The sequence below is a fragment of the Candidatus Liberimonas magnetica genome, from assembly GCA_020523885.1.
In the GTDB taxonomy this organism is placed as follows: Bacteria; Elusimicrobiota; Endomicrobiia; order Endomicrobiales; family JAFGIL01; genus Liberimonas; species Liberimonas magnetica.
In genome coordinates this window covers 1-21,952 of sequence record JAJAPY010000017.1, presented here as the reverse complement: position 1 = coordinate 21,952, position 21,952 = coordinate 1, and the positions used below count along the sequence as shown (strand labels likewise).

The 21,952-nt window shown below is 38.1% G+C and carries 19 protein-coding genes and 1 riboswitch; of the genes, 18 read left to right on the top strand and 1 reads right to left on the bottom strand.

The features are described 5' to 3' along the window. Positions 1–50 precede the first annotated feature (50 nt). The 10 genes from LHV68_11245 (at position 51) to LHV68_11200 (ending at position 10,710) form a co-directional block, all read left to right on the top strand. Positions 51–773: a metallophosphatase family protein gene (locus tag LHV68_11245; GenBank protein MCB4792441.1), complete on the top strand. Its 723-nt coding sequence runs from the start codon at positions 51–53 to the stop codon at positions 771–773. Positions 774–894: 121 nt separating this feature from the next. Further along, positions 895–2,022: a DUF362 domain-containing protein gene (locus LHV68_11240; GenBank protein ID MCB4792440.1), complete on the top strand. Its 1,128-nt coding sequence runs from the start codon at positions 895–897 to the stop codon at positions 2,020–2,022. Between the two features lie 5 nt (positions 2,023–2,027). Further along, entirely contained in the window at positions 2,028–2,909 is an 882-nt protein-coding gene (locus LHV68_11235) for a lysophospholipid acyltransferase family protein (GenBank protein ID MCB4792439.1), read from the top strand. 137 nt (positions 2,910–3,046) lie between these two features. Next, the gene (locus LHV68_11230; protein ID MCB4792438.1) at positions 3,047–3,544 is read left to right on the top strand and encodes an NYN domain-containing protein; all 498 of its coding nucleotides are present in this window, start codon (positions 3,047–3,049) and stop codon (positions 3,542–3,544) included. Then, complete coding sequence (locus LHV68_11225) at positions 3,535–4,710, top strand: hypothetical protein (protein ID MCB4792437.1); 1,176 nt, start codon at positions 3,535–3,537, stop codon at positions 4,708–4,710. Before LHV68_11230 ends, LHV68_11225 begins: the two co-directional genes overlap by 10 nt. Positions 4,711–4,712: 2 nt before the next feature. Then, the gene (locus LHV68_11220) at positions 4,713–5,447 is read left to right on the top strand and encodes an RNA methyltransferase (GenBank protein ID MCB4792436.1); all 735 of its coding nucleotides are present in this window, start codon (positions 4,713–4,715) and stop codon (positions 5,445–5,447) included. A 104-nt stretch (positions 5,448–5,551) separates the two neighbouring features. Then, positions 5,552–5,998: a transcriptional coactivator p15/PC4 family protein gene (locus tag LHV68_11215; protein ID MCB4792435.1), complete on the top strand. Its 447-nt coding sequence runs from the start codon at positions 5,552–5,554 to the stop codon at positions 5,996–5,998. 221 nt (positions 5,999–6,219) lie between these two features. Further along, positions 6,220–7,020 carry a sulfate adenylyltransferase subunit CysD gene (gene cysD / locus LHV68_11210; protein MCB4792434.1) on the top strand — a complete coding sequence of 267 codons (801 nt, stop codon included), beginning with the start codon at positions 6,220–6,222 and terminating at the stop codon, positions 7,018–7,020. 7 nt (positions 7,021–7,027) lie between these two features. Continuing rightward, complete coding sequence (locus LHV68_11205; GenBank protein MCB4792433.1) at positions 7,028–8,242, top strand: GTP-binding protein; 1,215 nt, start codon at positions 7,028–7,030, stop codon at positions 8,240–8,242. 17 nt (positions 8,243–8,259) lie between these two features. After that, positions 8,260–10,710, top strand: a complete 2,451-nt coding sequence (locus LHV68_11200) for a sulfatase (protein ID MCB4792432.1) — start codon at positions 8,260–8,262, stop codon at positions 10,708–10,710. Positions 10,711–10,770: 60 nt separating this feature from the next. Here LHV68_11200 and LHV68_11195 read toward each other — a convergent pair whose 3' ends face one another. After that, complete coding sequence (locus tag LHV68_11195) at positions 10,771–12,636, bottom strand: alkaline phosphatase family protein (protein MCB4792431.1); 1,866 nt, start codon at positions 12,634–12,636, stop codon at positions 10,771–10,773. 342 nt (positions 12,637–12,978) lie between these two features. On the opposite strand from LHV68_11195, the gene LHV68_11190 reads away from it, so the two are divergent. The 8 genes from LHV68_11190 (at position 12,979) to LHV68_11155 (ending at position 21,930) form a co-directional block, all read left to right on the top strand. Continuing rightward, positions 12,979–13,728 (top strand): sulfite exporter TauE/SafE family protein, encoded by a 750-nt coding sequence (locus tag LHV68_11190; protein ID MCB4792430.1) that lies wholly within the window; start codon positions 12,979–12,981, stop codon positions 13,726–13,728. Positions 13,729–13,751: 23 nt separating this feature from the next. Continuing rightward, complete coding sequence (locus LHV68_11185) at positions 13,752–16,190, top strand: sulfatase (protein MCB4792429.1); 2,439 nt, start codon at positions 13,752–13,754, stop codon at positions 16,188–16,190. Between the two features lie 85 nt (positions 16,191–16,275). Beyond that, a riboswitch (FMN riboswitch) is annotated at positions 16,276–16,457 on the top strand. 139 nt (positions 16,458–16,596) lie between these two features. Further along, positions 16,597–17,688 (top strand): bifunctional diaminohydroxyphosphoribosylaminopyrimidine deaminase/5-amino-6-(5-phosphoribosylamino)uracil reductase RibD, encoded by a 1,092-nt coding sequence (gene ribD, locus LHV68_11180; GenBank protein MCB4792428.1) that lies wholly within the window; start codon positions 16,597–16,599, stop codon positions 17,686–17,688. Then, complete coding sequence (locus tag LHV68_11175; GenBank protein MCB4792427.1) at positions 17,688–18,314, top strand: riboflavin synthase; 627 nt, start codon at positions 17,688–17,690, stop codon at positions 18,312–18,314. The genes ribD and LHV68_11175 overlap by 1 nt, the downstream gene beginning before the upstream one ends. Before the next feature lie 107 nt (positions 18,315–18,421). Beyond that, positions 18,422–19,633, top strand: a complete 1,212-nt coding sequence (locus LHV68_11170; protein MCB4792426.1) for a bifunctional 3,4-dihydroxy-2-butanone-4-phosphate synthase/GTP cyclohydrolase II — start codon at positions 18,422–18,424, stop codon at positions 19,631–19,633. A gap of 88 nt (positions 19,634–19,721) precedes the next feature. Then, positions 19,722–20,180: a 6,7-dimethyl-8-ribityllumazine synthase gene (gene ribE / locus LHV68_11165; protein ID MCB4792425.1), complete on the top strand. Its 459-nt coding sequence runs from the start codon at positions 19,722–19,724 to the stop codon at positions 20,178–20,180. A 27-nt stretch (positions 20,181–20,207) separates the two neighbouring features. Further along, on the top strand, positions 20,208–20,906 hold the full coding sequence (locus LHV68_11160) for a TIGR00730 family Rossman fold protein (protein MCB4792424.1): 699 nt from the start codon (positions 20,208–20,210) through the stop codon (positions 20,904–20,906). A 7-nt stretch (positions 20,907–20,913) separates the two neighbouring features. Continuing rightward, positions 20,914–21,930, top strand: a complete 1,017-nt coding sequence (locus LHV68_11155) for a bile acid:sodium symporter family protein (protein ID MCB4792423.1) — start codon at positions 20,914–20,916, stop codon at positions 21,928–21,930. The last annotated feature ends 22 nt before the right edge of the window (positions 21,931–21,952 follow it).

Genomic DNA, 21,952 nt, shown 5'->3' with positions numbered 1-21,952 from the left:
TTCAATTTGTCTGAAACCTGTATCTTGGTAATTGCGATTTAATAAAATCTATGAAATACGGAATATTATCTGATATACACGCAAACCTGGAAGCGCTTGAAGTGGTTTTGGCTCATTTGAAATCTGAAAATGTTGACGGTTACCTTTCCTGCGGCGACCTGGTCGGCTATGGGCCTAATCCAAATGAGTGTGTATATAAATTGAGAGACCTGTTCCCTTTATGGGTAGTCGTAGGGAACCATGACTGGGCTGCCTGCGGGCTTAGGGACATAACATGGTTCAACGAGTATGCACAGAAGGCAATTATATGGACGCGCCAGCAGCTCACAGAATCAAACCAGATATACTTATCGGAACTCCCAAAAACCGTTTTTCATTCGGATTTTACTCTGGTACACGGTTCATTGATCGATCCGTTAAGCGATTATCTGCTGACACCGGCTCAATATAAAGAGAACCTGGCACTGCTGAAAACACCGTTTACTTTTGTAGGGCACAGCCATATACCGTTCGTTATGGCTAATACATCGATCCACATTTTTCGCAATACCGAATCAACCCGCCTGAATAAAGATGAAAAATATATCATAAACTCCGGTTCTGTAGGCCAGCCAAGAGACGGGAATTTCAGGACTTCCTGTTCGGTCTACGATACGAATACAAATGAATTAAAGGTATGCAGGCTTGAATATGATCTAGCTTTAACACAGGAAAAAATGCATAAAGCCAGGCTTCCTGCGTTCTTAATTGAAAGGCTTTCGTGGGGAAAATAAACTAAACTAATTAATTACAAAATATAAATCGTGAAATTGCAAATTGTAAATTGAAAGACAATAATCTTTTACGTCGGGAAATTTGCGCTTTGCAATTTTCAAGGTAAATACATATAAAAAAATGAAAGTAAGTTTAATTAAGTGCCAAAGTTATGACAGTAACGAAGTGTCACAGTCCGTAACCAGGGCTGTTGAACTTATCGGGGGAATAAACAATTTTATAAAACCGGGTGAAAAGATACTTGTCAAACCGAACCTCCTAAGCGCAAGGTTGCCTGAGCGTGCAGTAACGACCCATCCTGAGGTAGTACGCGCTATCTTGAGGCTTGTAAGAAATGCTGGAGCCATCCCTCTTTTAGGGGATAGTCCCGGCGGCGCAGTAAAAGGGGTAGAACGTGTCTGGACAGAAACCGGGATGAAAAAGCTTGCAGATGAAGAGAATGTGCAGCTTGTAAATTTTGAAACATCGGGAGCGGTCTCAAGGAATATCAATCATCCTACCATCTCAAAAATACACTTGGCAAGTATAACTCTGGATGTTGACGGCATAATAAACCTTCCAAAATTAAAAACACACGGGCTAATGATTTATACCGGTGCCATAAAAAATCTTTTTGGCTGTGTCCCTGGCATGCGCAAGGCAGAGTATCATAAAATGGCCCCTCATCCCGATGATTTTTCACATCTCCTTGATGAGATATATCTAGTCTATAAAGAGAAAATACGCTTTACCCTTATTGACGGAATAATGGGGATGGAAGGCAACGGCCCAAGTTCAGGAGACAAAAGGAAACTTGCTATGATAGTTGCATCCAAAGATGCTGTTATCCTTGACCTTGCAGTAACACAGCTTTTGGGACTAAAACCTGCACATATTGAGTCGATCAATTACCTTGCTAATAAGCAGAATCTGGAAAAAATAGAATGGGCCGGTAACAGCCATTCTGATTTTAATTTAAAGGATTTCAAATTTCCGTCAAACTGGTATTTGAAACTTATTCCGAAATGGCTGATAAATATTATCGGAAGCTATCTATGGCTTAAACCGTTCATAAATAGCGAGGTGTGCACAAACTGCCAGATGTGCGTTGATTCGTGCCCTATAAAAGCGATAAAAAACGTTCCCGGTGCCAAGCCGGTGGTAATTACTGATGAATGCATAGCCTGTTTGTGCTGCCATGAACTGTGCACTTTTAAGGCTATTGAACTAAAAAAGAGTCTGCTGGCTAAAATACTTATACGACACTAAAACCTATGAAACGAATACGGCATTATTTCGAGTACGGTTTCTTAATAGCCATGGGTTTTATCATACGGCTGCTACCTTTAAGCACGGTTAGATATTTAGCAAGGAGGCTGGCTGACCTTGTTTATTATTTTATTCCTGTAAGAAAAAAAGAATCGATAGAAAACCTTACACAGGCCTTTGGGGATTCTAAAACAAAAAGCGAAATAAGGCATATAGCAAAAAAGACTTATGAGCAGTTCGCACAAACGTTTTTTGAGCTAGCTTATTTTCCGAGGCTTAGCAAAGAAGATATCTTGAAAATGGTAGCTTTCCAGAACCTTCATTTTCTTGATGAAGCTCTAAAAAACAATAAAGGGTGCATACTTGTCGGTTCGCATTTCGGGAACTGGGAACTTATGGGAATCGCCGTTGCGGCCCGCTACCCTTTGACTTTTGTGGTCGGAGAACAGACCAATAAAATGACTGATGACCTTTTAAACTCCTACAGGAGGGCAAAAGGCGTTACTGTTATACCTCTAAAGTTCGCATTAAGAGGTGTAATGAAAGCTTTGAAAAAAAACGAATTTGTCGCCTTGGTCTCTGACCAGGATGCACACGAAAATGGGACGTTTGTAGATTTTTTCGGCAGGCCTGCTTCTACGCCTAAAGCAGCTGCACAGTTTGCCCTAAGGCAGGGATGCCCGATCATCACAGGGCATATTATCAGGATGAACGGAAATTTTCATATAATATTCAATCAGGTGCCTAAGCCCGAAATTATCGGCGACTTGGAGAAAGATATTGAAAATTATACTTCTTCTTATACAAAAATAATTGAGGATTATTGCCGCAGGCACCCTGAACACTGGTTCTGGATGCATAGAAGATGGAAAACAAAAAAGCCCTAACTGAAAATGCAAAATGAAAATTGTAAAATGCAAAATTGTTGTATCCCGCCAAGGTATCAATTTAAATAAGTCCCGCAAAGCGGGACACCTTAATTTTGCATTTCTCATTTTGTATTTTGAATTATTAAGTTAATAATATGTCAATAGCTTATATCCTTGACGGTTATAATATTATAAAATCCGATAATACCGGAAAACTCAATACCGGTTCCCTGGAGCAGCAGAGAAACAGCCTTATAGAATTTATAACGAAGGCCAGACCCCAAGGGAGCCTTAATAATAAAATAACGATTGTTTTTGACGGGTTATCTTCAAATGAAGACGCATTCTGGGGAGGCAATTATAATAAGTCAGTAATAAATGGAATTACCGTTATATTCAGCCTAGTGGAAAATGCTGACAGGCTAATCGAAAGAACAGTCAGCGAGCATAAGAATACTTCAAATATAGTCGTAGTTACTGATGATAAAGGGATCAGGCATAACCTTGGGCGTACAAATGCAAGGTTTATGTCTACGGCAGATTTCTGTAACAAACTATTTAAAAAAAATATAAATAATTATCAGGCAAAGAGCCAGGCCGAGCTTGATAACATGGATAAGATAAATGAAGAGTTTAAAAAAAAATGGCTTTAAATAAAATGAATAAAACTAGGGCATTAATTATTTTTATTGTTTTGTCTGTAATGCTTTTAACAGCCTCCTTGCTTCATTCAGAAGCCAGTACTGATGATGAAAGAAATACCGATAAGGCCGCAAGTTCAGAGCTGAACAGAGCATTGACTGATAAATTTTTTAAGGTAGCCCTGGATTCCTTTAATGAAAAGGATTACACTGCAGCTAAGAAACAATTCGAGGCGATCCTTTCGGTCTACCCGGGACATGCACCATCAAAAAGATATCTTGAAAAAACTTATTCATATTTAAATTCAATAAAAACCAAGCAAAAAAGCTCAAAAGAGATTGCTAAGCTCCTAAAAAAAGCTATAACCTGCAACGATAAGGGAGACCATGAAAATGCTAAAAAACTCTTTAACCACGTGCTGGTGATAGATCCGAACAACGAAACAGCATCTTCATATCTCGGGAAAATCGATAATTCTATAAACACAATAGCAGCTGCTCATGTGAACGAGCTTTATACGCAAGCACTTGAACTCTATATAAACGGAAAATATGCCGAAGCTATAAAATATTTTGAAGCTACTACTATGGCTGCTTTAAAATACTTTGATGCCGTCATACTTGACAATTCTCAAAGGCTTGATACCCTTGATTTTATAAATGATTCAAAACAAAAGATCAAAGAAGATGCTGAAAGAGTGGAAACACTGGCTAAAGAAAAGGTTAGAGAAAGAGTACTGTCAAATTACTCTAGAGGAGAGAAGTTCTTTACCAGGGGCTATTATAAAGCTGCTTTAGCAGAACTTGAAGAAGGCCTCAAGATCGCATCTACGTACGGTTTCAAAGACGAACTAAGCCAAATAGAAAAAATGGCATCCGAAACCAAATCCATACTTGCCAGCGATACCTTTAAGGCTGCTGAAAAACATTTTGAAAAAGGCGAGCTTGAAGACGCCTACGAATCATACGCAGAAGCTCTTAAGTACAACCCTGAAAATTCAAAAGCCAAGTCCAGATACGAGAAACTTAAAGAAACATTGGCCCAGAAATATTACGAGAAGGGCATGGAGCTAATGATGGACGATAAAACGGACAATGCTAAAGAATATTTTAAAAAGGCCCTCGTTTACCAGACGGACAAAAAAGAAGTAATCAGGGCTTTGGAAAGAATAAAATAATTATGTATAATAAAATAGATTCTGCAGATAATGTCAGGATAAAGCACTTAAAAAAGTTGTTGAGTGATAGAGATTACAGGTATTTGTGCAGAGAATATGTACTAGAAGGCTTAAGGGCGCTTGATACTTCAAAAAACATAGAATATCTATTTGTAAGAAAAGATAAAAAAATACCGGACGTAAAATGCAAGCAGCTATTTTTGGTTTCTGAAGCCGTATTCGATAAAATATCCGATACTGAAAATAGCCAGGGTTTTCTGGCCCTGACAGCCTTGAATATATCGGGCAAGGAAGAGATAAGAAAAAATGCAAGGTACGTACTTTTGGATAAGCTCCAGGACCCGGGGAACCTGGGTACGATAATCCGGACAGCCTGTGCTTTCTCTATAGACGGAATAATAATAACTCCGGGTTGTGTGGACCCGTTTTCACCCAAGGTAGTACGTTCGAGTATGGGTGCGCTGGAGAAGATAAAAATTATAAAGATAGGTTCTGTTTCTGAAATCAAGGATTTTACAATCATAGCAGCGGATAAGGGGGGGGTGAGTATTGACGGTTTCAGCTGGCCGGGATATTTTATTCTGGCTATAGGGAATGAAGCTAACGGTTTATCAAAAACACTAAAGGATTCTGCAGTAGCGGTAGTTTCTATTCAGATTTCAAATAATATCGAGTCTTTGAATGCAGCCATAGCTTGCGGAATCCTGTTAAACCAGGCAAGGCAAAAGAGTAATTAGGACCAAGTATAGAGTATTTAAATCCCTATACTAATATATGGCGTAAAACGACTGTTTGTTTTTCGGCACCGCAATATGCTTTACGCTAATAAAAGGAGATAAAAATGGCTTTTAATGACAACTCAATCTTTCAAAGCAGCAAGCTGATAACTAAGCTGAAGAAAAGTGCTCTTGAAGAACTGCGCATCTCGATTTTAAAAAATAATATGGTTGATTTCCGGATCCATATGTTTTTCCCGAATGAAACCGAGGCTAAACCAACAAAAAAAGGAGCCTGGGTCCCGTTCGATAACCTTTCTGCTATAATAGAAGGATTTGAAGAAGTCCTAAAAGATAACGATAAACCCTTAAGCCTTGAATTCGATAAACCGCGGTCAACAGAAAAACTTAGAGTATATGTGGCTGACTTTAAGAATAACAGGCTTGTTCACATCCGGACCTATTTCACTAAAAACGGCGAACTTGTTCCCGGCAAAGGGATATCTTTTCCGATAGTTATGCTAAAGGAAGTCTTAGACGGAATCAAAGAAGTAATGAAGCAAAAGCCCTAGTTCATATTCAAATAATGCGGCCTAAGGCTTTTAATACAGGTTTGTAAAAAAAGATCCCTGCAAGTTTCATTGTTTTATTGCCTCTATCGTTATATATTTTCCTTATTCAACTAATACCTATGATTTAGTATGCCCTTTCTGTCTGAATATCAACCTAACTAAATATATCGTGTGAATGAAATATTGCAGTAATATTTAGTCATATTAAAGGAGTATTAAGCTTGGACTATCTTGATTCGCTGGAAAGTAAAACTATTTATATAATCAGAGAGGCGTATGCGCAATTTAGAAAACTTGGGCTTCTGTGGTCTATCGGCAAGGATTCAACCACGTTGTTATGGATGGCCCGCAAAGCTTTTTTTGGAAAAATCCCATTTCCCATTATACATATAGATACAGGCTACAAATTCACAGAAATATATAAATTCAGACAGATGTATGCAAAAGAATGGATGTTGGATGTAATCATAAGCAAGAATTTCCGGCAATTAGAAAAAGGCCTGTGCCCGAAAAACAATAAATTCAGGTGCTGTAATGCTTTAAAAACCGAGGCTTTGAAACAAACACTGTTAAAACATGGTTTAAAGGCCCTGCTTTTAGGTATTAGAAGGGACGAACACGGTGTAAGGGCAAAAGAAAGGTATTTTTCACCAAGGAACCAGAACTTTAAATGGGATTATTTGCACCAGCCCATAGAATTATGGGACTTATTTTCTTCTTCAATAAAGGAGAAAGAGCATTTTAGGATACACCCCCTCCTGCACTGGAGGGAAATAGATATCTGGAGATATATTAAAAGAGAAAAGATTCCCGTAGTAGGCCTTTATTTTTCAAGATTTGGAAAAAGATACCGCAGTATAGGCTGTGAACCTTGTTGCAAAGCTGTGCGTTCAAAGGCAGATACCATAAATAAGATCATAAAAGAACTGAGCACGACAAAAATAAGCGAAAGGTACGGCAGGGCCCAAGACAAAGAAGATCCAAATACGATGCAAAAATTAAGAAGTTTAGGCTATATGTGATATACAGATGAACCCATTAAAAATAGTATTTATCGGCGACCACGACCACGGAAAATCAACCCTCATCGGCAGGCTCTTGTACGACACGGGCTCGCTAAACAGGGAAAAACTTTCCGAACTCCTTGCTTCCTCAAATAAATATAAAACATACCTCAATTATTCTATAGTCACAGACCAGCTGCTCGAAGAAAGAAGGACAGGAAACACTATAGACTCTGCCCATATACCGTTTAAAACACGCAAAAAAGAGTACATAATCATAGACACCCCGGGACATCTCGAATTCATAAACAGCATGATCTCCGGGATGGGCTATGCAGATATAGCGGTGCTGGTGATTGACGTCACAAAAGGCGTAACAATAAAAACAAGGCTTGAACTATTATTGTTAAGCCTTATGGGAATAGATAAGATTATCCTAGCTGTCAATAAGATGGATAAAGTTGATTTTTTATCTAAGATTTATGAGCAGGCTAAAAAACAGATCCTCGGCCAGTTGTCCCCTATTCCGTTCAAATATACTGCCGCTTTCCCCATATCAGCTGCCTACGGCGACAATATATCAAAACTATCGCCAAGAACGAAGTGGTATGCTGGTTGTTCTCTGGTCAAGGCACTGGATGATTTAAAACCGTCCAGACAGTATAATCCCCGGGCTTTAAGGTTCCCTGTGCAGGATGTTTATACCCTAGGCAAAATAAAAGTACTGGCAGGGATTATAATATCAGGATCAATAGGAAAAGGGCGGGAAGTTATTGTATTCCCGTATTTTAAAAGATCCAAGGTGGAGCTTTTAAAACCCGGAGCATCAGCTAAAACCCATGAAAATGTAGGCCTGGTCTTAGCCACAAATATTCCTGCTAAAAGAGGTGATTTAGTCCTCGATATTAATAAACAGCCTGTTTTTTCAAGGTCGGTATCTGCTAAAATATTTTGGCTCTCAAATAAACCTCTCAGGATAGACAAAAATTATACAATCAAGACTGTTTTTCAGAAAATAAATTGTGCCGCCTGCTCAATTACAAATAAAATTCAGCCAAATTCTTTTAACCTTATTGAAAAACCGGATTCTGTCTTAAGAAATGAGTATGCGACAATTAACCTAAAAAGTGATAATCTATTTGTCTATGAAACATTTAATTCTCTTAAACACCTGAACAGGTTGCTTCTCATAAACAATAACGAAATTACCGGCATAGGGTTTATTATATCTCATCCATAAAACAAAATACAATTTATATGAATAAATTCTTTAAATACTTTATTTTATTAATCCTGTCATTCGCTGCACTGATTACAATTGCCATAGCCCTTAATACTCTTTCGTATGGATTAAACTATTTTGGCTTGTCAAAAGCCATGAATTCCATAATTAAAAGGCAGCAATTGATATTAAACAATTCCGCACAATTTGACAAAGCCAAAATACTTAAAAACCTTAAACCAAACCCCATAAATTCATTTTATTACATGTTTGACGAGCATCTTTCAGATGCAGAGATATCCGTGCCGAAAAACAAGATAAGCGCACCAGGCGGCGATGTGCGTTCCTATCTGATTAAGTTTGCCCCTGATAAAAAATCATTTTCCGGAAGCTATAAAGAAGTATATATTTCCTCCAGCCAGCTTACAGGTTATTTTAAAGGCGGCAAGTACGTTAATATAAGGAAAGATCTAAATATACCGCTTGAAAACATCAAAGATATTGAAATTAAACTAAAAACAAACAGGAACAACAAAATGATGGTTTATTTAAGCGACGAAACTGAATTTGACTCCAACAAGATAGATACAAGCATCAAAGGGCAGAACATAGATGTTATTCCTGACGGAAATTATCATACTTATATAATCGACCCTTTGTTGTTGTGCTACTACTCGAAAAATACTGTAAAAAGCATGTGTTTGTATTTCAGGGTTGAAGACAATATAGATATTGAATACATAAATTTTGTCCCATCAAAGAATAAATACTATAAGACTGGTTTTGGTAATACTTACGAAAGCAAGAACGATATTATAAAAATGGCGCTGTATTTCGCAACCCCGGGCAAAGCCAGGTATTCTCTTAAAATCCCTAAAGGCAGGATATTTTTTAAATCATCAATAGGAGTATTGAAAGATAATGACCCTGTAAAATTCAATGTTATATTCAAAAACAGCATTAAAAACGAAATAATTTATTCCAAAACAATAAGCAATCCCTCAAACTGGTTCGATTTCAAGATAGACGTCACTAAATGGACGGACAGTCCTGTAGAACTTATCCTTGAGGCCTTTAGCGACGGAGGAAATATAGCTTTTTGGGGAAATCCCGTTATTTATGAACTGCCAAAAGAACGGTTTAATATAATAATATGGCTTGAAGACACATTAAGGCCGGATAAGATGTCTTGCTACGGCTATAAAAGGAATACCACTCCAGTCAAAACATCTTTATTTAAAGACGGTATCATCTTCTTAAATGCCATTTCACAGACTACAGAAACGCCGACATCCTGTTCTTCATTTATGACTTCGCTTTATCCTTCTTTGAACGGGGTCTGGTGTGAAGGAGACCTTTTAGACGATAAATTCTTAAGATTACCTGAAATAATGAGAAACCAGGGTTTTGAAACAGCAGCGTTTTCCCAGAATATGGGTTCTTCCAAGATGTCTAACCTGCACTTGGGCTATAGCATGACTTCAAATGAAGAGCATTTACGCAATATATTGGACCCCGATACATCAAATATCCTGCTCGGCTGGCTTGACTCTAATACTGACAGGAATATTTTTGTTTATGTACATCAATTAGACCCGCACGGCCCTTATAAAGCACCCAGGCCTTTTGATCTCTGGTATTTAAATAATAGAGATACAAAAACATCTAAAGTTGAGCAAAGACACGTCTGGCTTGATCCTCCCTACATAAGCACACCTACATTACAGGGCAGGCGCGATCTCTATGACGGTGCAGTCAGGCATAATGATTTTGTTTTTGCCAAGCTGGTGAATAAGCTAAAAAAACTGGGGATTTACGATAAAACATTAATAATTCATATAGCTGACCACGGAGAATTTTTAGGGGAACATAATTTTTGGCAGCATCAGCCTCCGAGCTACAGGCAGGTTATTAAAGTACCTCTTTTAATTTATTATCCGGATAAACTGCCTAAAAACCTTAAAATCAAACAGTCTGTCCAGCTTTTGGATGTAGCTCCGACAATTTTGGACCTCGCAAATATAGACACATCACCCTTCATATTGCAAGGCGATTCCCTCTTGTCGTTGATTTTCGGCAAAGATAAGGATTACTGGAATAACAGGTTATTAATTTCCGAAGAAATTACAGCTAAAAACTATTCTGGGCCTTTGAACAATACCGACGCGTCGCTGATTTATAAAAGGACGCATATCCTTTATTCAAATAGTGTTACGAACGATTTTTTGTCATGGTTACTACAAAAGAGTAAGGCAAACTGTCATTTATTAAGGTTTTTTAACTTAAATACCGATAAAACAGAGGAGGGCTATTTTAATAATTACCTGCCTAATTTGTTTCTTTATAGAAAAGTCAAAAAATTCCTTTATGACTTTCAGGCTAACAATTTAAAGATATTTGAAAATATAGTTAAAACAAAAAAGCCGCAGAATAAGTTGACTCAGGAAGAAATAAAGACATTGAGATCCATGGGGTATTTACAGTAGGGCAGTAAAGCAGGACAAAAACAAATATATTTCCTTGTAGTGGAACAGGTAAGGCATTTTTCATTGCTCCGTAAATAATGAGGTTCCATCCAGATCATACTCTTTTATTTTCTTATCGCTGATGCCTATCATTTTTAATATTGTAAAGGCAATATCGTAAATAGACGGATGTTCTATTAAACCCTTTTTATTGGACAAAAATACTCCAGGCACCAGAGATGGATCGAACAAATGTGAACCCGACCATTTTTTTATGTTGTCTTCAACGAGTTTATCTGGTACTCCTCCGAGTGCGGTTTGCCAGGAGGACTGATAACCGATATTAAAGCCTATATAAAGGTCGGGCGCCTCTTTTAGATAAGGGCCTTTGAAAATATCCTCTTTTTTATATACCTTGTGTATTATTTTATCATTTGACCTGCCGTCTGTCCATTTTTCCATTTTTTGTATTATTTCATCTATTACCGTATCAGTTTCTTTTCCGGGCTTAACTAGGCCTTGCTTTTCTCTGCCTTCCTGATTGATGTAAACAGACCCGAAACCTATTGCATAAGCTTTTGTTTTTGACCAGTCGATATTATTTAATAATTCATTTCCGGCGAATTCATTCTCATTAACAAGTTTTAAATAGCCGTTCTTCATAAGCCAGGTATTTACATGTACGCTTCTTCTGTAAGTATTAAATCCATGGTCGGATAAAACCAGGATAGTATCTTTGCTGCCCAGGTTCTTAAGAATCTTGCCGAGAGTTTCATCCAGTTTTATATACCAATCCCGGATCATATTGCCGTATTTCCGTGCTGCAGTTTTATCATACAACGGGTGTTTGGTATCCCTATAGCGCCAGAACATATGCTGGATTATATCTGATGATTCAAAATAACAGAACAAAACACCTTTCTCAAACCTGTTCATTTCAAAATCAAGCATTGCATTTTTTTCTTTAAAAACTTCGTTGACCTGTTCTATAAAAGGTTCTTCTGTGATCCGATTTTCATTGACCGCCCAGGTATCCATGGGCATTCCCTGGGTATAATAAAGGCCGATAGCTCCTGCCAGTTCTTTGCTGTAACCTTTGGGGTAAGATATCTGGTAGAAAGGATCTCTTGGATCATAATTTATAGGGCTTATATAAAGGTTAAATCCCTGGCTTGTGTCAACCAGGTAGAATTTAAAAATACCTTTTAATTTCGTTACCCAGTCAATTTTAAACTCCACTTCCTTCCAGCCGCTCCATTGGCCCTGCCTGAGAGTAAATTTATCATTTTGACATTCTATCTCTATGCCGTTTTCATCTTTAAGGGCCTTCACTTTAAAAGGAACCTTTACGTTCTCTGATTGCTTCGTAACGGTATTTACCTTCGGCCCTATGAGGTCTAGCTCCATTTCGGAAGCCATTTCTACCTTAAAGACATTTCCTCCGATAAATTTGGATTTATCCAGCTCTTGTGAAGTGTAGAAAGTGAATGTGCCTTCAGTCCCAAGTATGTCCGGAACGCCTATGCCTGAAAGCATCCTGCCGTAGATCTTATCTGGAGGAAAAGTTACCGGGCAGGTAATAATAACTGTAGGTATTTTAAGCTCTGAAGTATAATCCCAGAATGCTTTTGATTGAACTATCTTGACAGGTTTGCCGTTTTTCATATTTGAGATAGATAGGTCCAATGCGTAAGTTTTCGGGTCCCTCACGATAAAATCAAATATTGCGGTTTTGCCGGGATTTTTACCGGTAGCAAATGAAGACCAGGCAACCGGGGATTGCGACGGGTTGGTTGTAGACAGCCTGCTGTAAGAACCTTTCTCTTTAAGGTATGAAAAATTAGGAAGTCTGCCTTCCTTCATCATTGGTTCAAGTATCTCCGGGCTTAAGCCGTCAAAACCCAGGATCACAAGTTTTTTTTCAAAAGTCGATTTACCTTTATTCATAATTACTCCTAAGGTACAAATTGATAGAATTATAAAAATAAGGATAATTATTAATAATTCATAATTATTTTTTATGAATTTAAATATACGCTTAATATATAATAAAAATACCCCGAATATACTAATTAATAACCCCAGTATCCAGGTAAAAGAACTAATTATAGTGTAACCGGTTCCGGTGTCAATGTATCCAAAAAACAATTGCAGCCTCCATTTGTGAATAAACTATCAAAATTATAGATAAAAATCAATTAAAATCCTCATTTAGCCTAGATTCCTTGACTTGTCCGGCCTAGTTTGTTAAAATCAAATATTAAATTTAAGCGGCTTGTCTCAGAATTTATGAATCCTTTAGTAGGAATAATAGCATTTATAAGCGAGTATCTTGACTCCAGCCTGGGCATGGGGTACGGGACAGCTCTTGCCCCTATCCTGATCATCTTAGGATATAACCCTGTATACGTTGTTCCTGCCATACTAATATCACAGCTCATTACGGATATCGCTGCATGTTTATTGCACCACAACTTATCAAATGTAGATCTTAGTATGAAGTCCGATGATTTTAAAGTAGCATTGTATCTCGGTATTATAAGTTCGCTTGGAGCAATAATATCCGTTATTATAGCCTTAAAGGTCCCAAAGTGGCTGTTGATCCTCTATATCGGTATTTTAGTTACTGCAATGGGTTTATTGATACTTTTTTCCGTTACTAAGCCCATGGCATTTTCGTGGCGTAAGATAATGGGTATTAGTTTCCTTGCTGCTTTTAACAAGGGTATATCCGGAGGCGGATACGGCCCTCTTGTGATGGGAGGCCAGATACTTTCAGGTGTAAGCGCAAAAAATGCAGTAGGTATAACTGCTTTTGCTGAAGCCGTTACCTGTCTGGTTGGGTTCCTTGTCTATATTGTCATGGGAAAAGCTATAGACTGGAAACTTACAGGTTTATTGATCCTGGCAGCTGTTCCTGCTGTTCCCTTTGCCGCTCTTACAGTAAAAAAAGTCAATGTTGTTAAACTTAAATTATATGTTGGGGTATTCATAACTTTTTTGGGCGTTTCTACGTTATTTAAGATAGCTTCCGGCTGATAGATTTTATTATTGGCTCTTTTATGAATAAAATATTAAAATATCTTTTCCTATTAACCTTATTAGCCGCTGTGCTGATTTCAATTGCCTTAGTCATTAATACTATTTCATACGGGTTGAATTTATTTGGTTTATCAAAAGCTATGAGCTCAATAATTAATAGGCAGCAATTGACCCTAAAGAATTCCTCACAATTTGATAAAACCAAGGTACTTAAAAATCTTAAACCAAACCCCCTTAATTCCTTCTATTACCTGTTTGACGAACATCTTTCGGATGCAAAATTGGCCATCCCAAAATCAAGAATAAATACACGGGGAGACAGTTCTTATTTAATTAATTTTGACGCTGACAAAAAATTGTTTGACGGTAAGCTTCGCAAAGTATATATTTCCGCCAATAAACTTAAAGATCTTGTTGAAAGCGATAAATACATTAATATTAAGAAGGATTTAAATATACCTTTTAAAAATATTAAAAACATTGAAATAAAACTAAAAACAAACAATAACAATAAAATGACACTTTATATGACAGATAAGGCTGAATTTGATTTTAAGAAAATAGCTATGGATCCAAAAATAGCAACTATATTGAATCTAGACATAATTCCGGACGGTAATTATCATACTTACATAATTGATTCCTTGTTATTTAAGGAATCTGAAATGACGGTAAATAATATATGCCTTTACTTTAGAAGTGAGGATAAAATCGAAATAAAATATATAAATTTTATTTCATCAAACAATAAATACTCCAAAGCTCTTTATGGCGATACTTACGAAGCCAAGGATGGTATTATAAAAAAGGCTATGTATTTTCTAACCCCTGCAAAAGCCAAATATACTCTTAAGATCCCTAAAGGCAGGATGTTTTTTAAATCATCGATCGGGGTACTAAAAAATACTAATCCTGTAAAATTCAATGTTACATTTAAAAACGGCGGTAATAATCAAGTAATCTATACCAAGACAATAAATAATTCATCAAATTGGTTTGATTTCAAGATAGATGTAAGTAAATGGTCGGACACCCTGGTAGAAATTACCTTTGAAACTATCAGCTCCGGAGGCAACATCGCTTTTTGGGGAAACCCTGTTATTTATGAACCACCAAAAGACCGGGTTAATGTAATAATTTGGCTTGAAGACGCGTTAAGAGCCGATAATATGTCTTGTTACGACTACAAAAGAAATACTACTCCTGCTAAGACATTTTTGCTCAAAGATGGTATCCTATTCCTTAATGCCATATCGCAAACCACAGATACAGCAACTTCGTGCTCTTCATTTATGACTTCACTTTACGCTTCTTCAAACGGAGTCTGGCGTGTGTTTGACATTTTGGATGACAAATTCCTCAGACTGCCTGAAATCATGAGAAACCAGGGTTTTGAAACAGCTGCATTTTCCGAGAATACATTTTCTACTCACGCTACAAACCTTCACCCCGGATACAGCTTTACTGCAGATAAGATTTCAAAGGGACCTATGAATCCGGGCATCTTATTTGAATGGCTTGACAATAATACCGATAGAAATCTGTTTCTTTACGTGCATAAAATAAAACCACACGGCCCCTATCAAGCGCCAAAGCCTTTTGATGCCTGGTATTTAAATAATAAAGATACAAAGATATCTATCGCTGAGAAAAGAGACCCGGAATTTGATCCGCCCTATATAAGTTCGCCAACTTTACAGGGAAGGCGTGACCTGTATGACGGTTCAGTCAGGCATAATGATTTTATTTTTAATAAACTGGTAAATAAGCTAAAAAAACTCGGAATGTATGATACTACGGTAATAATTCATATCGCTGACCATGGAGAATTTTTGGGTGAACATACTTTCTGGCTGCACCAGCCGCCAAGCTACAGGCAGGTTATCAAAGTCCCATTTTTAATTTATTACCCTGATAAACTGCCAAAAAACCTTAAAATCAAACAGCCTGTCCAGCTTCTGGATATAACTCCGACAGTTTTAGACCTGGTAAAAATCGACAAGTCATCTTTTTTATTACAGGGAGATTCACTGCTGCCGTTAATTTTTGGCAAAGATATGCCCTACTGGAATAACAGGGCATTGATTTCGGAGGAGATGACCAATAAAGAGTATTCTAGCCCTCTGAAGGATAACGATGCTTCGCTAATCCATAAAAATATGCATATTCTTTATTCAAAGAGTGTTGAGGGCGATTTCATTTCGTACTTGTCTAAAAAGACAAAAACGAATTATTATTTATTAAGGTTCTTTAACTTAAATACCGATAAAACAGAAGAGGGCTATTTTAATAATTACCTGCCTAATCTTTTTCTTTATAAAAAAGTCACAGAATTCCTTCATGAATTTCAGGCTAATAATGTTAAGATATTTAAAAATATCGTTAAAACAGGTATGTCAGAAAACAAGCTGACTCAGGAAAAAATAAAAACAATGAAAACCCTGGGGTATTTACAGTAGGGCAAAAAAGGCGGCAAGACGCAGCGTGATAGACGCAAAAACTTGACATATCTCTAATTTTTTTATAAATTTGTATAGAATTTAAGCATATCTTCGGGGAAGGGTGAAAATCCCTATCGGTAGTAAACTCCGTATCTTTAATTTAAAAAGCGTTTTAGCGGAGAAAGCCTACGTGTCCTAAATATAAAGTTCAGGACTGAATCCGTGAAAATCGGATGCCGACGGTGATCCGCCTATGGCGGTAAGTCCGGATAAAAGAAGATTGAATAATATTAATTAAATAATTAATTTATTAAATAAGCTAAGTCCCCGAAGAAATTATCTTTTCGAGGACTTTTGATTTTATCTCGCCGCATCACGACTTGACGAGATAGGAGATGAAGGTTGTAATGCCGGGGGATTCCATATGGAAAAGCAGGCCTTAGACAAAAAATATATGAAAATAGCGTTTGCTCTTGCAAAACGCGGGGCAAGCCGTGTTCATCCAAACCCAATGGTCGGATGTGTTTTAGTTAAAGATAATAAGATAATCGGCAGAGGGTATCACGAGTATTTTGGCGGTCCACATGCAGAAATAAACGCTTTAAAACAGGCAGGCAGGAACGCTTCAGGTTCAACTTTGTATGTTACCCTAGAACCATGCACACATTGGGCAAAAACACCGCCTTGCGCAGAAAGTATTGTAAAAGCAGGGGTAAAAAGGGTTGTAACATCCATTGAAGACCCGAACCCGGAAGTTTTTGGAAAGGGAATAAAATATCTTTCAAAGAAAGGAATAAAAGTTACTACAGGTGTTTTAAGTCAACAAAGTATGCTTCAAAACGAACGTTATTTGACCGGATTAAAGTATAATAGGAGCCGTGTAGTGCTTAAAATGGCGATGTCAGTTGATGGTAAAATAGCTGCAAGAACCGGCGACTCCAAATGGATATCAGGCCCAGAGTCCAGGGCATTTGTTCATAAGCTTAGATCTAAAATGGACGGCATCTTAGTGGGGGTAAACACTGTATTAAAGGATAATCCTGAGCTTTCAAGCCATGGATTTGGTTCAAATCCGGTTAGAATAATTATTGACCCGGAGCTAAAGACACCTTTAAACTACAAAGTAGTTGACGGCAATATATCAACCATCATAATATATTCATCAAATAAAGTTAAAGCAAAACTTGAAGCTTTAGCTAAAAGACCTGGCGTTATACCTGTAAAAATGCCATCTGTGAAAGGATATATTAACTTTAAAAATATATTGAAATTGTTAATGAAATATGGAATATATAATGTATTGCTTGAAGGTGGAGGCGAAACAGCTGCAAAGGCATTAGAAGACGGTATAGTTGATGAAATTATTTTAGCTGTTTCACCAAAGATAATAGGCGGCAGGGATGCCAAAACTCCCATTGAAGGTACGGGTGTAGCTAAGGTTTCAAAGGCCATAAACCTGAAAACTTTCCATGTTTCAAAACTGGGTAAGGATTTTATCTTGAGGGGCAGAATATAATGTTTACCGGGATAATTGAAGATTTAGGCAAAATTGAAAAGATAACAGGCAAAAACATTGTTTTAAGCACAAATCTTGACAATATTAAAACAGGCGATAGCGTATCTGTAAACGGAATATGCCTTACTTCTACAAAAACAATTGGAAATAAGATAGGTTTTGATGTCAGCCCTGAAACTGCAAGAAAAAGTAATTTTTCTAAATTAAAAGCTGGGGATTTTGTTAACCTTGAAAGAGCCATGTATGCAAATTCACGTTTTGGGGGTCATATTGTTTTAGGTCATATTGAAGGCACAGGCAAAGTAACAAAAATTACTCATAATAATAACGATTTCTTTGAATTCTATATTGAAATTAATCGTGAATTAATGCCTTATATTGCCTTAAAAGGTTCAATTGCGGTTGATGGAATAAGCCTAACAATAGCTGAAATCAATGAGAACTCATTTATGACTGCTATAGTACCTCTCACATTTAAGAATACCTCGCTTTCGCATAAGAAAATAGGTGACTTAGTGAATATTGAAACAGATATATTAGCAAAATACATTGAAAATATAGTAAAATATCATAAAAAATATAATAAATTAACCGCAAATTTTTTAAAAGAGAACGGATTTATTTAGCGTAGAGCGGATAGCGTTTAGCGTATAGGAAATGCTAAAAGTCCTTAAAGATTTTGACTTTTCTATCCGCTATACGCTCTACGCTAAACGCTTGAGTGGGAGCTAAAATGAATCAATTTAAATTTTCAACTATACCGGAAGCAATTGAAGACATAAGAAAAGGTAAAATGATAATTATTGTAGATGACCCGGGCCGTGAAAATGAAGGTGACCTTGTCTGCGCAGCAGAAAAGGTCACACCGGAGATAATTAATTTTATGGCAAAGTACGGCAGAGGCCTTATCTGCCTTCCGCTTATTGGCTCACGGCTTGATGAACTCAAGATCCAGCGCATGGTTGAGCGTTCAGATGAAGTAAAAGACGCTTATTTTACCGTTTCAATAGATGCAAAACACGGTACGTCTACAGGGATTTCCGCACATGATAGGGCAGTAACTATCAGGACAGTTTTAAATCCAAAAACTAAGCCGGCCGACCTCTATAAGCCCGGGCATGTATTCCCGCTCAGGTATAAGGACGGCGGGGTTTTGGTTCGTGCAGGCCACACAGAGGCATCTGTTGACATCTCCCGCCTGGCAGGCCTTTATCCTGCCGGTGTCATCTGTGAAATAATGCACGAAGACGGTACGATGTCAAGGGTTCCGGAACTTATAAAATTTTCCAAGACTTACGGCCTTAAGATAATAACCATTAAAGACCTTATAGAATTCAGGCGTAAGAACGAAAAACTTGTAAAAGAACTTATTTCCGTAGACCTTCCTACGAAATTCGGCGATTTTAAACTTTACCTTTACGAAGATATCCTAAAAAAAGAAACTCATATAGCCCTTGTAAAAGGTAAAGTTAGTGGTAAGAAGAACGTTTTAGTACGGGTTCATTCATCCTGCATCACGGGGGATATATTCCATTCTTTAAGGTGCGATTGCGGCGGCCAGCTTGATAAAGCTATGAAAATAGTGGACAAAGTAGGCACGGGTGTAGTACTATATATGCTTCAGGAAGGTAGGGGAATAGGTCTTGTAAATAAGATGCATGCTTACGAACTCCAGCAGAAAAAGGGACTCGACACAGTGGAAGCAAACCTTGCTCTTGGATTTCCTGCGGATCTAAGGGACTACGGAATAGGAGCTCAGATATTAAGCGATCTTGGCTTGTCCACTATACGGCTTTTAACGAACAACCCGAGAAAGATAGTAGGCCTTGAAGGCTACGGCTTAAAAGTCACTGAAAGGATACCCCTTGAGATAGCCCCGACAAAATCAAGCAAAAAGTATCTAAAGACAAAGAAAGAAAAGTTAGGCCATTTGTTAAATATATAAAACCAGGGATAAGGATTAAGAAAGAAGGTTTTTCTTACCGCTTACAGCTTAGAACTTAATACTGAAGTTATTGGAGGTTTTCATGGCAATGGTAATTCAGGGCAAAATGGATGTGCTCGGCAAAAAGTTCGGGATTGTTGTTTCGAGGTTTAATGAGTTTATAACAAGCAAACTTGTTGATGGTGCGCTCGATGCGTTGATAAGGCACGGGGTAAGGGAAATGGATATAGATATAGCCTGGGTCCCGGGTGCTTTTGAGATACCTCCTGTTGCAAGGAAAATGTCAAAGAACAAAAAATATGATGCAGTTATCTGCCTGGGCTGTGTGATAAAAGGAGATACTCCTCATTTTGACTATATCTCTGCTGAGGTTTCAAAAGGAGTTGCCGCTGTTGCTCTAGATAGCAATATACCTGTTATCTTTGGAGTGCTTACAACCGACTCGATTGAGCAGTCGATTGAAAGGGCAGGCACAAAATCGGGCAATAAAGGCGCCGATGCCGCCATGAACGCGATGGAAATGTTGAATTTGTATAAATTAATTTAGTGACTGCACAATAAAAAAGGAGAGGCTATGCCAAAGAAATGCGAAGAAAAGACAAGCGACATTCATAAACAACATACTCTTTACCACGAGGACCCCTGGAGGGTCTTCAAGATAATGTCTGAGTTTGTCGACGGTTTTGACTCTCTTTCTGACATAGCGTCATCCATTACTATTTTCGGGTCAGCGCGCAGTAAAAATTCGAGCAGCGATTATAAGGTGGCAAAAACCATAGCGTACGGGCTTGCCAAAGCCGGGTACACTATAATAACCGGCGGCGGCCCGGGTCTTATGGAAGGCGCCAACCTCGGAGCGAAGCTCGCCAAAGGGAAATCCGTCGGCCTTAACATAGAACTCCCCATGGAGCAATGCATCAACCCTTACGTTACGATGCCCGTGGGTTTCAAATACTTTTTTGTAAGGAAGGTCATGTTCTTAAAATACGCTTCTGGCGTTATAGTTATGCCCGGGGGTTTCGGCACTATGGATGAGTGTTTTGAGGTCCTTACCCTGGTTCAAACCAACAAGATAACAAAGATACCTATAATCCTTTACAACTCAAAATACTGGAAAGGGTTGATCGAGTGGTTGAATAACACAATGGTCAAGTGGGGTATGGTAACAAAACCGGAACTTTCAATATTTAAAGTGATGGATGACCCTGCCCAGATCGTAAAAGAAATAAAAAAGAACGTAAAGATAACTTCCCGGGCAAAAATAAACTTTTAGGGTGTTCATGTTCAACTCTTTTTTCGATAGAATATCCCGTTCTATGGTTGTTCTTGTTATCTTTGCAGGTTTAGCGGGATATTTTTACCCGCCGTGCCTTTCCTGGCTGAAACCGTACCTTGAATGGCTGTTTGCCTTAACCATGCTCGGTATTGGCATGGTTACTAACCCGATAGATTATAAACCAATGATAACGAGCCCAAAGCCTGTGCTTTTGGGCGTATCTGCCCAATTCGGGATCATGCCGTTAGCTTCTTTTCTTGTTGCAAAGCTTCTTCAACTGCCGCCGGAACTGGCGCTCGGGCTTATCATTGCGGGTTCGGTCCCGGATGCTATGGCGTTAAGCGTAGTTTCATACGCTGCACGCGCCGACGTCCCCTACTCAATAGCTCTTACCAGTGTAATAACACTCCTGGCTCCTATTTTAACACCTACATTCACGTATATTTTCGGCCATGTATATTTAGATATTCCATTCCTCCCTATGGTAATAAGCATATTAAAAATGGTCATCATTCCGCTTGCTATCGGCCTCACTATTAAACATTATTATAAATCTCATATAGAAAAATTCAAAGCTATTTTTCCTGCTATCTCAAGCATATTTATTGCCTGCATTTGCGGCCTTGTAGTCGCATTAAACAGGGATTACATTTTAAATATAAGCTGGATAATTCTCGCAGCTGTTTTCTTGCTCAACACTACTGGGTTAATTCTGGGTTACTGGGCAGGGATACTATTCGGTTTTGACATACAGCGCCGCAGGACCGTTGCCCTGTGCGTTGGTATGCAGAATGCAGGCCTCGGCGCAGTGCTTGCCATCAAACATTTCGGCGCCCAAGCCGCAGTTCCCAACGCCATCTTCGCCACCTGGTGCATAATCAGCGCCTCTATTCTGGCCTGGTACTGGAACAGGCAAGACAGGATACAAGGAACAATTAGTCAAAAGATACAAATACACGTGAAAATAGGTGTTAATGAACACATACAGATCAAGAAAACAAACCAGATTAAAAGGATATGATTATTCTTTGGACGGGTATTAT

Coding starts and splice junctions, on each gene's coding strand:
- LHV68_11190 (MCB4792430.1), top strand. CDS start 12,979: ATGAATCCTTTAGTAGGAATAATAGCATTTATAAGCGAGTATCTTGAC.
- LHV68_11205 (MCB4792433.1), top strand. CDS start 7,028: ATGAACCCATTAAAAATAGTATTTATCGGCGACCACGACCACGGAAAA.
- ribD (MCB4792428.1), top strand. CDS start 16,597: ATGGAAAAGCAGGCCTTAGACAAAAAATATATGAAAATAGCGTTTGCT.
- LHV68_11230 (MCB4792438.1), top strand. CDS start 3,047: ATGTCAATAGCTTATATCCTTGACGGTTATAATATTATAAAATCCGAT.
- LHV68_11235 (MCB4792439.1), top strand. CDS start 2,028: ATGAAACGAATACGGCATTATTTCGAGTACGGTTTCTTAATAGCCATG.
- LHV68_11220 (MCB4792436.1), top strand. CDS start 4,713: ATGTATAATAAAATAGATTCTGCAGATAATGTCAGGATAAAGCACTTA.
- LHV68_11175 (MCB4792427.1), top strand. CDS start 17,688: ATGTTTACCGGGATAATTGAAGATTTAGGCAAAATTGAAAAGATAACA.
- LHV68_11225 (MCB4792437.1), top strand. CDS start 3,535: ATGGCTTTAAATAAAATGAATAAAACTAGGGCATTAATTATTTTTATT.
- LHV68_11200 (MCB4792432.1), top strand. CDS start 8,260: ATGAATAAATTCTTTAAATACTTTATTTTATTAATCCTGTCATTCGCT.
- LHV68_11185 (MCB4792429.1), top strand. CDS start 13,752: ATGAATAAAATATTAAAATATCTTTTCCTATTAACCTTATTAGCCGCT.
- LHV68_11155 (MCB4792423.1), top strand. CDS start 20,914: ATGTTCAACTCTTTTTTCGATAGAATATCCCGTTCTATGGTTGTTCTT.
- ribE (MCB4792425.1), top strand. CDS start 19,722: ATGGTAATTCAGGGCAAAATGGATGTGCTCGGCAAAAAGTTCGGGATT.
- LHV68_11195 (MCB4792431.1), bottom strand. CDS start 12,636: ATGAATAAAGGTAAATCGACTTTTGAAAAAAAACTTGTGATCCTGGGT.
- LHV68_11245 (MCB4792441.1), top strand. CDS start 51: ATGAAATACGGAATATTATCTGATATACACGCAAACCTGGAAGCGCTT.
- LHV68_11160 (MCB4792424.1), top strand. CDS start 20,208: ATGCCAAAGAAATGCGAAGAAAAGACAAGCGACATTCATAAACAACAT.
- LHV68_11240 (MCB4792440.1), top strand. CDS start 895: ATGAAAGTAAGTTTAATTAAGTGCCAAAGTTATGACAGTAACGAAGTG.
- LHV68_11170 (MCB4792426.1), top strand. CDS start 18,422: ATGAATCAATTTAAATTTTCAACTATACCGGAAGCAATTGAAGACATA.
- LHV68_11215 (MCB4792435.1), top strand. CDS start 5,552: ATGGCTTTTAATGACAACTCAATCTTTCAAAGCAGCAAGCTGATAACT.